13 protein-coding genes are annotated in these 17,357 nt (G+C 29.3%); 1 reads left to right on the top strand and 12 read right to left on the bottom strand.

Translation table 11 applies throughout. From position 1 onward, the window contains the following. Nucleotides 1–318 precede the first annotated feature (318 nt). The 4 genes from F553_RS0101430 to F553_RS0101415 form a co-directional block, all read right to left on the bottom strand. Nucleotides 319–900: a 3'-5' exonuclease family protein gene (locus tag F553_RS0101430; protein WP_008537336.1), complete on the bottom strand. Its 582-nt coding sequence runs from the start codon at nt 898–900 to the stop codon at nt 319–321. A gap of 38 nt (nt 901–938) precedes the next feature. Next, the gene (locus F553_RS0101425; protein ID WP_008537335.1) at nt 939–2,123 is read right to left on the bottom strand and encodes an MFS transporter; all 1,185 of its coding nucleotides are present in this window, start codon (nt 2,121–2,123) and stop codon (nt 939–941) included. A 38-nt stretch (nt 2,124–2,161) separates the two neighbouring features. Beyond that, nucleotides 2,162–3,448 carry an L-cysteine desulfidase family protein gene (locus F553_RS0101420; protein ID WP_026296891.1) on the bottom strand — a complete coding sequence of 429 codons (1,287 nt, stop codon included), beginning with the start codon at nt 3,446–3,448 and terminating at the stop codon, nt 2,162–2,164. A 128-nt stretch (nt 3,449–3,576) separates the two neighbouring features. After that, on the bottom strand, nt 3,577–4,968 hold the full coding sequence (locus F553_RS0101415) for a cation:dicarboxylate symporter family transporter (protein WP_018998705.1): 1,392 nt from the start codon (nt 4,966–4,968) through the stop codon (nt 3,577–3,579). Nucleotides 4,969–5,113: 145 nt separating this feature from the next. Here F553_RS0101415 and F553_RS0101410 point away from each other — a divergent pair, with 145 nt between their 5' ends. Next, nucleotides 5,114–6,139, top strand: a complete 1,026-nt coding sequence (locus F553_RS0101410; protein WP_018998704.1) for a threonine aldolase family protein — start codon at nt 5,114–5,116, stop codon at nt 6,137–6,139. Nucleotides 6,140–6,190: 51 nt separating this feature from the next. Here F553_RS0101410 and F553_RS0101405 read toward each other — a convergent pair whose 3' ends face one another. The 8 genes from F553_RS0101405 to hsdR form a co-directional block, all read right to left on the bottom strand. Then, nucleotides 6,191–7,213: a S66 peptidase family protein gene (locus tag F553_RS0101405; protein ID WP_018998703.1), complete on the bottom strand. Its 1,023-nt coding sequence runs from the start codon at nt 7,211–7,213 to the stop codon at nt 6,191–6,193. 21 nt (nt 7,214–7,234) lie between these two features. Further along, nucleotides 7,235–8,095 (bottom strand): AraC family transcriptional regulator, encoded by an 861-nt coding sequence (locus tag F553_RS0101400; protein ID WP_018998702.1) that lies wholly within the window; start codon nt 8,093–8,095, stop codon nt 7,235–7,237. Nucleotides 8,096–8,181: 86 nt separating this feature from the next. Beyond that, the gene (locus tag F553_RS0101395) at nt 8,182–9,264 is read right to left on the bottom strand and encodes an RES family NAD+ phosphorylase (protein ID WP_018998701.1); all 1,083 of its coding nucleotides are present in this window, start codon (nt 9,262–9,264) and stop codon (nt 8,182–8,184) included. Then, entirely contained in the window at nt 9,261–10,187 is a 927-nt protein-coding gene (locus F553_RS0101390; protein ID WP_018998700.1) for a sce7725 family protein, read from the bottom strand. Before F553_RS0101390 ends, F553_RS0101395 begins: the two co-directional genes overlap by 4 nt. Before the next feature lie 4 nt (nt 10,188–10,191). Then, on the bottom strand, nt 10,192–11,034 hold the full coding sequence (locus tag F553_RS0101385; protein WP_018998699.1) for a sce7726 family protein: 843 nt from the start codon (nt 11,032–11,034) through the stop codon (nt 10,192–10,194). A 20-nt stretch (nt 11,035–11,054) separates the two neighbouring features. Further along, nucleotides 11,055–12,425 carry a restriction endonuclease subunit S gene (locus F553_RS11595; RefSeq protein ID WP_018998698.1) on the bottom strand — a complete coding sequence of 457 codons (1,371 nt, stop codon included), beginning with the start codon at nt 12,423–12,425 and terminating at the stop codon, nt 11,055–11,057. Nucleotide 12,426: 1 nt separating this feature from the next. After that, a complete protein-coding gene (locus F553_RS0101375; RefSeq protein WP_018998697.1) occupies nt 12,427–13,848 on the bottom strand; it encodes a class I SAM-dependent DNA methyltransferase in 1,422 nt (473 codons plus the stop codon). After that, entirely contained in the window at nt 13,845–17,135 is a 3,291-nt protein-coding gene (gene hsdR, locus F553_RS0101370) for a type I restriction-modification system endonuclease (RefSeq protein WP_018998696.1), read from the bottom strand. The genes F553_RS0101375 and hsdR overlap by 4 nt, the downstream gene beginning before the upstream one ends. Nucleotides 17,136–17,357 lie beyond the last annotated feature (222 nt).

The following is a 17,357-nucleotide window of genomic DNA, read 5'->3' as shown; positions in this document are numbered from 1 at the left end:
TATATTCATACGCTCTTAAATTAAGAGCATTATGTTATACCAAAGTCATACAACACATATAATATTAATTATATCTATTATATCATATTTTAAGTTTTTATAAAGTATTCTCACAAATAAATCTTTCATACTTATTACTTATGAAATACCCAAAAATTAACCTATGTACAATATAAAAAATAGAACATAACATTCTATTTACAGTATAGGTATTAATAAAACTATTGTCAATGACTTTATGTGATTTTTTTAACATATTTAATGTTATCATAAATTTTATTTATGATAATGAGATTTTATACAGCTTCTAATAAATAATTAATTACTTTTTTGCTTTTCTACTATATCTTTTAGCCACTTGGGCATATCTAATCCATAAATGCATACAAAACAATAAACTGTAATATATGTGTCAATCAAACTATCATGAGCTTTTCCTAAATTCGGACATCTATAATACTGCGCGCAAGATTTCAAACTAGGCATATTATTATCATTACTATAAACTCGTGAAAAAGATTTTTGTAAATCATAGATAATAGTATTTTTACCTACAAAAATTTTATCTTTTTTCATAAAGCGCAAATCATTTTCAATGCCATAGCCAATGACCATATCTGCATGTTTAAATAAATTTTTTATTGTTGCTTGATGAGCATTTATCGTAAAACAATCTTTTACCATTTCTGGTGTTATATGGTGTATAGCTTCTGTATCTTTCCACGATTTACATTTTCGTGGCTTTATATACTCATTGAATACCACACCTTTATATAAATCCACAATACTAAATTGCAAAATTTCATCATATCTAGTATTGCCACCAGTCATTTCTAAATCAAAAAATAATATAGAGGGATTTGTTTCTACTGATGCAATATATTCTTGTTTAAAAAACAAATTTTACACATCCTAAATCTCTGAAAATTATACTTTTACTATTCCTTCTTTTTATATAAGATTATTGCCAAAATTAAACCTATAGTCAAAATAACAGTTTCAAATACTACTATACCGTTCCAACCATAATTACTTAAAAAAGTACCACCAATTGTACCAAATGTACTAGCACCAATATAATAAAATAGCATATACATCGCAGAAACTTGCGCTTTATCGTTTTGACAACTCTGCGGTGCCCACGCACAAGCATTTGAATGCACACCAAAAAAGCCATAAGTAAATATAGCAAGACCTATTATCTTCACGATTAAAGGCATAAATAAAGTCAATAAAATACCAACTAATTGAATAATAACAGAAATCACGATTATTATTCCATGACCATAATGGTCAGATAATGTTCCCATAACGGCTGAACTTACTGAACCTACTAAATAAAGCACAAAGATAAAACCAATTATAGTTTGGCTCAAATTATAAGGTTCTGCCATCAATACATAAGAAATAAAATTATACGTACATACAAAACAGCCCATTACACAAAAAGCTATTAAATATATCATAATTATTTTCTTATTTTGCAATAAACTCAAAAAATCTTTCCATTGTATTTTAATTTTACCATGTTCGATTTTTTTATTTAGAGATGGTGGCAAGAAAATCCACATCATGATTGCACTCAATAAATATAATATACCGGCAATCATCAAGCCCATTCTCCATGAAGCTACATCTGTTAAGGTACTGATTAAAATACGACCAACTAGACCGCCAAGAGGCGTTGCTGCTACATAAACACCAATAGCAGCACCGATTATTTTAGGATTGAATTCCTCATTTATATAAGCTACAGCTAAAGAAGGAAAACCTGCCAATAAAATTCCCTGTACAAAACGCAAAGCCAAAATCAATGCAAATTCTTCTGTAATTGACATCAACAATATCAATATAGAAGAAATCCCCAAAGCGATTACCATGACTTTTTTACGTTCCAAATGTTTGGAAATACTAGCTATCAACAACATTGAAAAAGCCATACCGATTGTGCCAAAAGACATGGATAAACTTGCTTGTGTCGGAGTCAAGTTAAAATCTTGTGCCAAAATAGGTATAACTGGTTGCAAACAATACTCTGCCCCAAATGCTGCCAAACTACCAAAAAACATCATGATTAATGCACAGGTATATTCTCTAGTACCTTTATCTATTAATCTTGCCATCTTCAAGACCTCTTTTATTTATTTTTCATCAAATTAATTCACGGACAGACTTTATCAATCATAATATTCAACACTTCAATATCTGTTGATTTCATTCCTTCTCGACCAATATATCCTACCGCTCTAATAGTTTTTTCTAAATCATCTTTTACAATACCTTCATCAGCATGGAATACATCATCATGCATACTCATTGTATGAGCTAAAAGTGCCGCATCTAATGCTGAGGAAATTTTCGCTGCGCAAGAAGGTTTTGCCCCATCACAAATAATACCACTTGTATTAGCTAAAGTATTAATGATAGTATTGGCAATCTGATTAAAATTACCACCTAACATATAAGTGATAGCTGCACCACAAGCATAACCTGCACTTACTGCACCACAAAAAGCAGATAATTTTCCTATATATTTCTTTTGATGAATAGCTAATAAATTACTTACAAGCAACGCTCTATATAATTTCTCTTGAGAAATCTTATATTCATCTGCATAAACTACTAAAGGAATTGTTACAGTCATTCCCTGATTACCACTTCCTGAATTGATTACTACAGGCAATGAACAACCACTCATGCGAGCATCAGAACCTGCTGCTGCCATAGCTCTAGCTCGAACAGGTAAGCAATCTCCATATAAAGCTAATAAATTAAGCCCTACATTAGCACCAAAATTATTTTTTATACCTTCTCTCGCAATAGCCATATTACAATTTATCTGTCTTGATAATATATCTTTTACATCTTCTAAATTTACAGTATCAGCAAATTCAATAATATCTTTTACATTTAATAAATTTCTATCCGCTTCGATTTTATCAGCTTGATTATCTATTTTATTCACTTTATCATATAATACTTCATCATCTTTTACTATTCTTACGATATTAGTATGATAATCAGATACAATAACTTGAGCTTTATGTTCATCTGCTACTACTGTTATATCTATATATAGATTGTCTGTATTTTCCACTAAATCACAACTACAGATTTTAGCTTTTAATAACTCTCTTAATTTTACTCTATCTTCATCAGTTACAGATTCTAAAACTTCTAATTGCATATCAGCATTACCACCGATAATACCGAGTAGCGCTGCAGTATCAATGCCCTTTAAATCGCCAGAATTTGGAACTGTTACGCCTTTTACATTTTTAATGATATTACCACTGCATTTTACTATTACTTTTTGCGGAAATGTTCCCAAAATTTCACGAGCTTTAGCACCAGCATAAGCTATAGCAATAGGTTCAGTACATCCCAAAGCTGGCACTAATTCCTCTTTTAAAATATTTATATAATTATCGTATATTTTCTGCTCCATCGTATTACGCCAACCTTTCTATTAAAAAATTAATTATATCCTCTATAAAAAAAATATCGCAAAATAAGCAAAAAGGCAATATATTACAAGAAATTTATAATATATCACCTCTTTGACAAATTCACATACTAATTTTTATTTATTTCATTATATATATTTTCATCTAAATTGCCTAATCTTTTATCAATAATCAAAGCATTCGTTACTGAGCCAGATACATTCAACATAGTTCTAGCCATGTCAATCAATGGATCTATAGCCAAAATTGGGCCAATCAAACTAAAAGAAGACGCCATGCCCACGCCAGATAAACCTACAGATGCTGCCATTGTCGCAGTCCCTGGAATACCTGCTATACCAAGTGAACCTAGCGTTACTACAATTATTGTCATGACGATCATACTAAAATCCATAACTGTTCCTGTCAAATGGCATACATAGACAATTAATAGTGAAGGAAAAATTCCTGCACAACCTTGCATACCTGCCGTTGTACCAAAACCAGCTACAAAACTTGCTGTTGCTTGATTTACGCCTAATTTTTGCGTCAAAGTTTCAATCGTAATAGGCAAGCACCCTACACTAGAACGAGAAGTAAAAGCTAAAATGAGCAGGGCTAATGATTTTTTCATGTATACAATAGGATTTATGCCATTTACACTCAATGCTATTAATTGAATAATAAACTGTGCAATAATCGCTAAGTACAATACAAAAATAAAATATACTACACTTAAAATACTATCTAAACCTTTTTGCGCAATAGTATTAGCTAATAGTGCAATTACTGCCCATGGCATATAATCTAAAATCAAAAGTGCCATATTCATCAAAGCTTTATGCAAACCATTGACTAATTTGCGCATAAATTCCTCAACTTTTGGCTCATCAGCTTTTATCCACCAAATAGCTCTACCTAAAAATGCTCCAAAAATAACCATGCCAATGATATTATTTTTTACCATAGCATCAACTAAATTCCCTGGTATCAGCCCTCTAAGTGTAGTCGCTACAGAAACAATTTCTTTCGCTTTTGCCTCTGTTGCCACATTTGTCAAAGCATCGCCACCAACATTGAAGAAAATACCAAACGCTATACCAACTATAGAAGCTACAGCTACCATAGACATTGTAACTAAAATAGTTTTCTTCACTAAACGGCTCATTTTTTGCTCAGATTTCATATTCACAATGACATGAGCGATAGAAACTATTACCAGTGGTATTACTATCATTTTGATTAAATCAATATAACCATTACCAAATAATTGTAGCCAATTCGTTGTTTCTTTAATAAAAGTAATCTTCATTGGGTCATTAGGAAAACCTGCCATATACTGCATGAGTATACCTAAAATACAGCCAAGACCCATACCGATTAATACCACTAAGGAAAAATCCATTTTACGTTTGCGATAGAGATAATGAATAATGCCAAAGAAAATACATAATAAAATTAAAAATCCTACCGTATATATATCACTTATCATCAAAAATGATTGCCAAAAATCGCCATTCATAACCATACCACCTTTCATACTATTTCTATATGATTTATTATCATAACATATAATATGGAAAATTGACAATAACTTTAAATATTCATTTTTTTATTTCTTTACGATATAATATAGATTATCTAATTTTATATAAAAGGGTGATATGATGTTATATTTTGACAGCGATTATTTAGAAGGAGCACATTCCTCTATTTTAGAAAAACTTGTAACTACTAACTTTGAACAAACTCCTGGTTATGGCAATGATACATATTGCGAATCTGCTCGCGAAAAAATCCGTCAAGCTTGCAACTGTCCTGAAGCACAAGTTCATTTTCTCGTTGGCGGTACACAGACAAATGCTACTGTAATCGATGGTCTATTAAAATCATATGAAGGCGTCATTGGCGTAGATAGCGCTCATATCGAACTTCATGAAGCTGGTGCTATTGAATTTGGTGGACATAAAGTCATCACTTTACCACAAGAAGAAGGTAAACTCAAAGCTAGTGAAGTAGAAAAATATCTCACTAAATTTTATGGTGATGAAAGTTTCGAACATATGACTATTCCTGGAGCTGTATATATCTCCCACCCTACTGAATGGGGTACTTTATATACTAAACAAGAATTAGCTGATTTATCCGCTATCTGCCACAAATACAATCTACCATTATTTTTAGACGGAGCTAGACTTGGCTATGGTCTTGCTTCTTTAAACACTGATGTTACTATGCAAGATATAGCTAAATATTGTGATGTATTTTATATTGGTGGTACAAAAGTTGGTGCATTATTCGGCGAAGCAGTAGTAATCACAAAACCAAATTTAATACCTCATTTCTTCACTATCATCAAACAACATGGCGCATTACTTGCTAAAGGTAGACTACTCGGTATTCAATTTGATACATTATTTACTGATAATCTCTATCTAAAAATCGCTAAAAATGCCATTGAAAAAGCTGAACAATTAAAAGCTATCTTCAAAGAAAAAAATTATAAATTCTTCTTAGAAACAGATACTAATCAACAATTCATCATTTTAGAAGATAGCACATTAAAAGAACTCCGCCAAAAAATCAGCTGTAGCTTCTGGGAAAAATATGACGATACACATACAGTAGTGCGTTTTGCCACTAGCTGGGCAACACCACAATCATCTATTGATACATTAAAAGAAATTTTATAAAAATCTTCATAAAAAAGTAGTTTGATATTATATTTATCAAACTACTCTTTTTTATTTTACATAACTTTCGTTAAAAATTATCTGTGGATTAGAAGTATTTGCATCAAGTGTTATTTCTACATTCAAAGGCAAAAATCCATTTATCGCTCCATGACCTACTGGCATATCATAGACTACAGGAATATTGGCTTTATCTGCATATTGCTTGATTACCTGCATTACAGAATAATCAAATTGTGTCGGCTCTGTTGGCTCACATCTTCGCATATTACCAATGATTAAGCCCTTCACTTGCTTTAACACTCCACTTTGCCATAATTGCTGAAAACATCTATCTATTACATAAGAGTCCTCACTGACTTCTTCAATGAATAAAATACAATTTTCACCATTTGGCTGATATTCACTGCCAGATAAAGAAGCTAATACAGATAGATTACCGCCAATGATTTTACCTTTAGCATAACCTTCTTTTAACACTTTTAATTTATGATTGCTTGGCAAAACAAATTCATTATTTGCCCCCAAACTTTCATTTGCCAAACCCAATTTTAATTGATTATCTGTATAATTATAGCCATTGTCATTAATATCTATAACCATAGCCCCATGCACTGGCACTAAATCTACTTTTTTTATCAATGCCATATGCAATGCTGTTATATCACTATAGCCAATCACCATTTTAGGGTGCTGTTTTATCATTTCATAATTCAATAAATCAAGTATTCTACCGCTACCATAACCGCCACGCAGACAAAGTATCGCATCGACTTCATCATCAGCAAAAAAATTATTTAAATCATCAGCTCTCATTTGGTCGCTACCTGCTAAATATCCTGATTGCTGATATAAATTCGGTGATAATTTCACCTTATAACCCCAATTTTGCAATTTATTGATAGCATCAGCTATATTCATATCTTCAATACCTGAAGCAGGTGCTACTATACCTATACAATCGCCTTGTTTTAGAGCATTTCCCTTCAAACTTTCAGCAAAAACAAATTCACTATGCAAACATAGACCGATGATAAAACATATACTCAAAAAATATTTAAAATAATTTCTCATCACTTCACCTCCAACCAACTATCAATCTTGCTCAACAATATGTTTACGCACCTTCATAGGTGTATCGCCAAAATGCTTTTTAAACAAAGTCCTAAATAATTTATAATTATTAAAACCATGTCTTGATAAAATCATGGACAAACTATCTTTTGTATTGATTAAATCTCGATAAACATAAGATAATTTCACTTGATTTTGATACTCGATAAAAGTAACACCCATATGCTTTTTGAAAAATCTACAAAAATAATTCGTCTGAAAATGTACCAATTTTGCTATATCTTCTAAAGCTATATTTTGCTTATAATTCTCTTGCAAATATTTCAAAATTATATTCAATCTAGCTAAATCTTTTTTCCTTTGACCTACATTGACATTCATCATTTTTACACTAAAATGAGTCTTCAATTCAAACAACAACGAAAACAATAAACTATTAAACTTCAATAAAAATCCGTCTTCCTTTGCGTCATAAACCCTTTTCATTTCCAACAATATAGATTTTACCTTATTTAAACATTCCTGTTTTCTTGGTGTATTTTTACTGTCATTGAGTACAAATATAATCTCTTGTATATCTGGTACAAATTGCTCTAAAAAATCTATAGGAATTTGCAACAAAATAATCGTATTTGTTTCCATCAATTTCATAGAGTGAATAGCGTTTGCATTGACTAAAACACAATCACCATCATGAAGCAAAAACGATTTATTTTCTATAGTCGCCAATCTTTCACCCTTGATTAGATAAATAAACTCTATGGATTGATGCCAGTGATTTGGTATATAATTGCATTTTTCCACCAAAGTACAAAAACGCACCTTCGTTATCTCCGAAAAATCTATATGCTCATAGGCAATATTCTTATTCATATTCTCCATGACTACCTCTTATTATTTTATTTAGTACACTTATTTTAACATAAAAAGAGTTATCTACTAAATCTAGTAAATAACTCTTTCTTTAATCATTTATAATCATAACTTAGAGATTCAACTTCATATACCTTTGTATCTATGCAAGTAAAAATACTTTCATCAAATATTGCTAAATTATATCCCGTTTCAGATAAAGTACTTTTATACATAATTCCTGCATACTTCTTTTTCTTTATAAAATCGCTTATATATTGTGTTGGTAAATAATCTAATTTACTATCATGTCTTCTCATTGGTCTTGATATATCATATGCTATTTTATTTAATATATCAACATTTATAGCATATTCCATACATTCTAATTCAGATATAAATGGACTAATTTTATCAAGACTTGATAAGTCTATTATTTCTATATCCTTATTTAATTCAAATCTTCCTACACATACATAATCATAAGCAATAGCCCTTATTTCATAAAAAGTTGTTTTTTCATCACTTGCTAAATATAAACAACTGATGCCTTCTGCATTAGCTCTTCCTGCACTAGCTAAGTTAGCTGGTGGAGCTCCCATTTCTGTTATATTATAGCCCTTCTTATCTTTAGATATCCGTGCTCTATAAAATACTTCACCTTTTTTTAGTGTTTTAACCGTATAAGATAATATTTTTTCTAACTCATTTTCATTAAAAAAATCTGTATGAAATCTATTTTTAGTTTTTATACTTTCAACAAAATCTTCCCATGTATTTGTCTTTAATATAGCATTATTTTCTAAATATAAACCAATATGTTTTAAATGCTTCAAATGCAATTCTTTAAAACCTACTTTTTGTTCAAAAACATCATCTATTCTAGTATAACTTTTCTTGCAAAGCTCTTTTACAAGCTTTATCATAGATGCTTTATCTAAATTAAATATATGCCATTCATTCATTAAAATATCTTCTAATTTTTCCAATTTATTTGTAGGAAATTCACGAGGCAAAGTATCTTCTAATGTGTATATATAAAGAATTTCTGTAAGAAGTTCACCTATTTTATTATCTTTTTCAATGTCATATACATACACATTATGACTATGACAGAAATCACAATCGCCTTTTTCTTTTAGATGTTCTATAATATTTTTTAGCTCTACATCTTCAAAACAATTTATACAACACTTCATTTTATTTCTCCATTAAGATATCTATTCATCAATTCTAAGTGATGCATTATAGTATATTTTTTGACTGAACCTAATCCTGGATATCCCTGACTTTCAAAACTATCAATTAATTTTTTCAATCCTAAAGTCTCTTTTTCAGTTCTTTCCTTTTGCCAATTAACTAATTTTATAAGAGCCTCATAATATTTATTAGGCGTATCTTTTATATCTTCATTAGAATCTGAAACAAAATGATGTACTCTTAAATTTTTTTCTTCATCAAAATAAATAATATGAATTGCTACTGCCATTGGAGCAAATCCACCTTTTTGTTCATCATCTCCAATTATAGAGAAATCAGCAAAACCTTTATATCCATCTTCTTGATAATATAAATGAGTATCTGAAAAAAACTCATCTACATTATCCTTATAATCTACATTACGCTTTTGTTTATTAAAATTATCTTCTAATAAAATTTTATCTATTTTTACTGTTCTACGAATTTTTCCTTCGCTTTTTATTATCGCTATCTGTGGATTATATTCTTCTACTAATTTATTATATATTGATAAATTATCTACTTCTGATACCATGACCATGATATCATCAATATTTATATCAAATTTAAAATTTTTGATATACTCATATCCATCTCTAGCGATTATAACTTTTTTACATAGATTACTTGCAAAAAGTTCATTAACTTTATCTAATGTATCTTTATCATCATCTATTCCCATAAAAACATCTTCTTTAGGATTTAATGTGATTGCAAATTCATGATTTTTTTCAATAAAAGCCTTTATTGTTTTAAAAAATGTAGATGTTAATTTTACAGGTTCTATAATAGGTACAATTTTTTCACTTAATAAATTTTCATTTACTAACTCTCTTAACGCTAATAATTCAAATTGTCTGCCTCTTAAATATGGATAATACATAATTTTATCCTCCATAACTACTATTTAAAAATTTTTCTAATTTTGATATATCCTTATATGATATTTTGGCAAAATAAATTAACGATTTTAATTCATAAGGTATTTTACTAAAAATATTCTCATCTATTTGATTTCTTTTTTTTAGCTGTTTTAAAAACATAGTATACAATACATTCATAGGTATTTTTTTAAATAACTCATAACAAACTTTATAATAAAATACTATAGATACTGTTGGCAATTTTTTATAATAACTTAATAAAATTTCATCTATTTCTTTTTTATTAAGTACATCATAAATTACTTTATAATCTAAATAATTTTCCTCACAAATAGGTGCTTTTCTATTACTAATAGTATTCCTTTTTGTAAATATAGAAATACCTACTTTTGTATCTCCATATAAATCACATAATTTATTAAAATTTTCTTCACAAGAAATAACTGTTACATATTTAAATGCTTTATAATAATCTTTTATTTGTTTATCTAATCGTTCCAATGTATCTAATTCAGATTTTATTTCATATACTACAGCTTTTCCATTTATCAAAATAAAATCCGCTTTTGATTTTGATATTGGTATTTGTGTTAAAGCTGTTGTTGTATTCAAACTATGTTTCCCCAATAATAATTTATTAATAATAGTATTTTGATATATATATTCATTTCTATAATACTTCAACATATAACTATATATATCCTTTATTATTTCAGAGTTGTTTTTTTTATCACTATCTTTTACATAATCATTAATAATCGTTTTATATACAGAATTCATATTCATATCTATTAACTCTTTAAAAATGTATTGTGTAAAAAATCTATTTAAAACTAAACCTCTCAAAAAAACACCTCCTTTTTAAATTATTTTTCAGCTAAAATCTCTTTTAATAGATTTTCAGCACTTTCTTCGTCAGGATTATTTGTGCCTAATTCACCACGAAAAGCTTTAGCTAGTATTGCTTTTTTCAGTAATTCTATTTTTTCTAATTGCTGTTCTAAGTTTTTTATTTTATTATACTTAGCCAATAAATTATCCAAAATATTAACAATTTCCTGTTGTTCTTCAATAGTAGGTACTGATATTTTAAATGCACCTATTTTTTTTGCATTGATATTAAATTGACTGGCTCCACTAGATTTTATTTTATTGCAATATGCTCTAGCTTTATTAGAATTCATCATATAGTTAAGATATTCACCAATAATATCTTTTCCATAATCTAATTTTATTAAATAACCTGCATATATAGCTGGATATTCACCACGATAAATTGATGTTTTTCCTATCAAATCAGCACTACCATTTGTACGATTAAATAATACATCACCTTTTTTTAACAAATATTTTTCTATATCTTCTTTATCATCTGTGTACATAAGATTAGACCAATCTATTTCCCCATTTTGTAAATTTCCCATTCTCAATACAACTACAGAACCTTCGGGTTTAGATTTTTTTGATGTACCATATTTTAATGATGTACACAACTCATCTATTGTTTTTTCTTGCCAACTAGATAAATCAATATTATTTTCTTTTCTCCATTTTGCTGTTAATTCACCAGTAAAAGCTTTATGCAGTATTGCCATTTTATTTTGTTCAAATTGAGCTAAAGTATTTTCTATTAATTCTTTTGCTCTATCTAATTTAGCAAATAAAGACTCTATTATATTTACTATTCTTTGCTGTTCTTTTATTGGTGGTAAAGGTATTGATATAAATTCTATAACTTTAGGGCTAATATTAGGTTGCGCTCCACCATATGCCAAATTTAATATATCTTCATTTTTTAAAGCTATATAATAATTTCTATATTCATTAAGAACTTTTTCTTTATTCTTTATTTTTATATTTCCTATACGCTGATTTAAATATGCTATTTCATCTAAATAATAAACGCCATTTTTTCCTGTTGTTGCTCCCGATAAAGCTATTAACAAATCACCTTTTTCTATAACATATTTTTCTTCATTCTTTTCTAACTTATTAACATAAATACATTCATTAATGTTTACTATACCATTTTCTATATTAGATATTCTTACTAAAGGTATTCCTTCCTTTTTATAATCTATTTTTTTAAAAGCATATCCATTTTCTATATAAAAAATATCTTTAAAATATGTCCAACACCAATTACTAGGTATTTTATATGGTTGTTCTTCTTTTGGTACTAAGGCATTTTGCAATTTTTCTTCTATGGTTAACTCTATTTGTTTTTTCTTTGCCATTTTAAGCCTCACCATTTTCTAAGGATTTTAGTTCATTTACCACTTCATTAAGCAAGGCTTGTGCTTCGGATAAGTCTGCAATCATTTCTTCTGTGCAATCAATAGGATTTGGCAAGTCTTCATAATCTAAGATACTATCATCTTTTATCAAGCCTAAATCAAGGCTATTGCCTTTTTCGGCGATTTGCTCTCTTGTAAATACAGAAAATCTTTCATCTTGTATTTTATGTCTATCTTCTGCTGTATAAGCTTTGATAAAATCGGCAAAATCGCTTTTTTTGAGTGGATTTGTTTTACCAAAAGAAGGCATATTCGTTCTTAAATCATAGAACCACACTTCTTTTGTATTATCTTTATCTGTTTTGCCACGTGTGAAAAATAATACATTCGTTTTTACACCTTGAGCGTAGAAAATCCCTGTAGGTAATCGCAAAATTGTATGCAGATTGCATTTATCCATTAAATCGGCACGGATTTTTTCGCCATCACCGTCAGCAAATAATACATTATCTGGAAGTACAACACCTGCTCTAGCTTTGCCATTGGCTTTTAAACTACGATAAATATGTTGCAAGAAATTCAACTGTTTATTGCTCGTAGGATAAGTGAAGTCATCACGTGTTGCACGTTCACCACCTTTTTTCGTACCAAAAGGAGGATTGGCAAGCACTACATCAAAATCTTTTAATGCTTTTCCTTGATTGGATAATGTATCAGCAAGCATGATATCGCCATCAATATCGTGAAGCATTGCATTCATCAAAGCTAATCTATGCGTATCATGTACTAATTCGCAACCTGTAAAAGCTTCTTTGTATTGAAAATCACTTTGTTCTTCATCTAAATCATCATAATCATCGGTTTGAGATTTTACATAATTATTTGCAGAAATCATAAAGCCAAAAGTTCCGCAAGCTGGATCATTACAACGTTCGCCTGCCTGTGGTGCTACAAGCTCTACAATCACATCAATAAGTACACGAGGGGTAAAATATTGCCCTGCTCCAGATTTTTTCTCATTGGCATTTTTTTCGAGCAAACCTTCATAAAGATTTCCCAATCCTTCTTCTTTGGCACTGTACCAATCAAGTTCATCTATAGTTTTAATTATTTTTTCTAAATTCTTTGGTTCTTCAATATTAGTCGCTGAACCTTGATAAATCTCTCTAATTCTGCCTGTAGTATTAGTGCCTAATTTATCTAATAATTCTTTATAGAAATTTTTTAATTCAATACCGCTTTTATTTACTAAATTATCCCAGCGATATACTTCAGGAATATTTTTTTCTACGCCTGTTTCTTTTGCCATTTTCAAAAATAAAATATAGGTGAGTTCTGTTACATATTGATGATAAGTTATACCGTCATCTCTTAGTACATTACATAAAGTCCAAAGTTTTCCTACTATCTCTTGTGTGTTCAAGCTATTTTTCCTCCATCTTCATATAAATATTGGTTTAATTCTACTATAATTTCTGCTAAATGTCCGCCAAATTTTTTATCAATAGTTTTAAAACCACCTTTTTTTACAAATCTTGTATCTGTATCAAAGGTTTCTTTATTGATTACAGACTCATGCAATAAATATTTCTCTATGCTTTTCAAGAAAGTTTCTTCACTTACAGAAAAATAATGATTTGCTTTCAATTTTTCCATAGCCTTTTTTATACGTTCTTCATGACTAACTCTAGCACTGCCAAGCATACATTGACGAATTATACTGATGATATCTGCTGTTATCTCTTGATTAGTCATTTGGTTTAAAGCTGTATTTAAATGTGTTTGACTAAAACCATTACTATCTAGTTTTAAGCATAATCTTTTTAAATCTTCACGTTTTAAATCGCTAGGTTTTGTACAGATTAATTTCAAAGCAATTATTTCATTCATATTATCTTTTAAATATTGAGTGAAGCTTTCTATATAATCTTGTGGTTTTTGCGTATTTCCATAATCTCTAGTATGAGATACTACTTCATCTTCACCCTCATAAATAATGCGAGTCTTGCCATGATAAGCATCTTTTTCTTGTAAAAAAGTAAAATAGCTTTCATGCTCTTGTATATAAGAGCTAATTTTTTCTACTGGTAAAGCTCTCAATTCGTCAATAAAATCAGTCGTTGATTTACCTGTCATTGTTTTGAAATCTTTTTTCTTTTTATCGCTCATAGATTGTTGTTTACGATTTAATTTACCGACTAATTGCTCTAATTGATTTTGTTTATATTTCAGTTCATCTGCTGTATATATGCCATTATCTTCTTTTATTTTATTGATGATATCTCCTATGCTGATATTAGGATTTACCACGACAGGTTTCATAGTATTTACACTGTCTAAAGCTTCATATACACCTACAGGATCATAAATCTCAAAACAAGTCTTATCAATTTGCGGACATAGACGAGTTGCTCTGCCTAACATCTGTTCAAATAAAATACGAGATTTCACTCTGCGTAAAAATACTAAAGTATCTATCTTCGGCACATCAACACCTGTAGTCAACAAATCTACAGTAACGACAATAGAAGGATCTTTTTCATTTTTAAAACGACGTATATATTCTGAAATACGGTCTTTATTGCCTTGACCTGCACTAGCAGTGATTTTGATAATTGTATCACTAGGAATATTATAATCAGGGCAAATTTCTTTTAAGATTTTTACGATTAAATCTGCATGATTATCGTCAACAGCGAAAATTAATACTTTTCCTTGCTTATCTTCATCTTTTTGATTATTTTTTCTACTGATACTCTCTATGATTTCGATTAAGACTTTGCGGTTAAAATCTTCGGTGATTACTTCACGATTAAATTTATCCACTTCGATATGAACTTCATCTTCTAAGCAAGCTACATTTGTTACCTCTTTTGTAGCTGTATCATAAAGTAACATATTATCGCCTTTATGATAGACTATACCTTCATTGTATAATCTTGTACGAATATTGTGCGGTACATCATGGTCTACCAAAAATCTATCATTAACAGCTTCACGATAAGAATAAGTAAATACTGGTTCGCCGAAAATTTCTGTAGTATGCAGTGCTGGTGTAGCTGTAAGCCCTATTTTGACAGCATCAAAATATTCAATGACATAGCGATATTTACTGATATAATCCTGTTGATTATTATACAAAAGTTCTTCTTCGCTCATTTGTCTATCCAAGATATAACCTCTGTGAGCTTCATCTACAATGATTAAATCAAAATCGCTGACAGACGGCATTTTATTATATTTTTCACCATCTTCATCATTTTGATACAACAATCTTTTAACCATACTTTGTACAGTTGCTATCTGTATTTTAGTCTCTCTATCTATCTGTTTATTATTTAACCCTTTTATATTATAGATTTCATCTAAAGTCATCAATTCTTCAAGCTTTACTTCACGAAAAGTTTCATAAGCTTGCTCACCTAGACTCGTTCTATCCACTAAAAATAATATGCGGTGAAATCTCTTTGTCTTTAAAAATAGATATATCATGCCTAAAATAGTGCGAGTCTTTCCTGTACCTGTAGCCATGGCTAATAAAATATTTTTCTTGCCTGCTACTATAGCATCAACAGTTGCTTTTATCGCATTTACTTGGTAATATCTCAAATTCAAACCTTGCTTATCTACTAAAAAGCCTTGATTATAATTTGTTAATTCACTATTTACTTTTTCTATGTCTAATTGCAATAATTCTTGCAATCCTTCTGGAGATTTAAAACCTCTCAAAGCCACAGGATAATTTAAACTACTGCGTAAATCTCTAAACCAAATACCTGAAGCTGTTTCTATCTGTTTTAAATATGGTCTACCATTTGTCGCAAATACAAAAGGAACCTTATAATCACCATATTGACCAATTAAATATTTTTCATCAATTATAATTTGACTAGCATATTCTTTAGCTTGATAATCCATTACAGATAAAATATCTTTATCTATACTTTTAGCTTCTACTACTGCTACAAGTTTTAAACCAATAAATAATGCATAATCTACATGACCTGTAGTTTTTTTATCTGTCATTGTAGGCCATTCAGCTATTGCCATATTTACATTTTTCTGTGGTCTTGAGCCTTTGCTATAGCGAATATTTCTTGTATCTACTTGCCACCCAGCTTCTCTTAGTTGTGCATCAATGATATATCTTGTCTGTTCTTCTGTTAATTTCAATCTATCTGTTGCTGATTTTATTAAATTCAAACGTTTATCTCTTTTAATAGCTTTTGCTTTAGAAGCTGTTTGCAGTGCAGATTGTGTTAATTGTTGTAATTCGTTCTCTTCAATATTTGTATAATAAATATCTTCTTTTTTAGGTAAAATAAATGGTTTATGTTCATATTTATAATCTCCATAAGTCTGCATAAACCATTCACTAAGCACATAGGCAAATTCTAATAAAAGACCACAAGGCTTTTCATAATTTTCATGAACAGCTTTATTTCTTGCTTTACGCAAAGCATGTAAAATATTTTTAAGTTGTTCATCAATATAACCTTCACGAATTAAAATATTTATACGATTTACCGCTTTATCTTCTGTCGGTTTTTTTATATTATCATATTCAAAAATTAAATTTACAACAGTCTCCCCTATCATGCCTAATTTAATCAAACAAGAATTAGGGTCTGTATATAAATATTTTTCTGCTAAATCACCCAAATTTGCTAATACTGGAAATTTTTCTTTTAAAAAATCAAAATTACTCATAATCTATCACCATAAATTATTTTTTATACTTATAATCTTTATTATAATATTAAATTCTATCTTTTTGCGCAAATAATACACCTATTTTTACATATTAAAAAATTTTTTGAAAATAGCTATATTTGACAACAATTTTAAGATATAAACTTTCTTCAAATTCATTGACTCTTGATTATAAAGCGTTATAATAATAACCGAAATAAATTTTCACGAAAAAAATTA

Source organism: Megamonas rupellensis DSM 19944, assembly GCF_000378365.1.
In the GTDB taxonomy this organism is placed as follows: Bacteria; Bacillota; Negativicutes; order Selenomonadales; family Selenomonadaceae; genus Megamonas; species Megamonas funiformis.
This window is presented reverse-complemented; position numbering and strand designations above follow the sequence as displayed.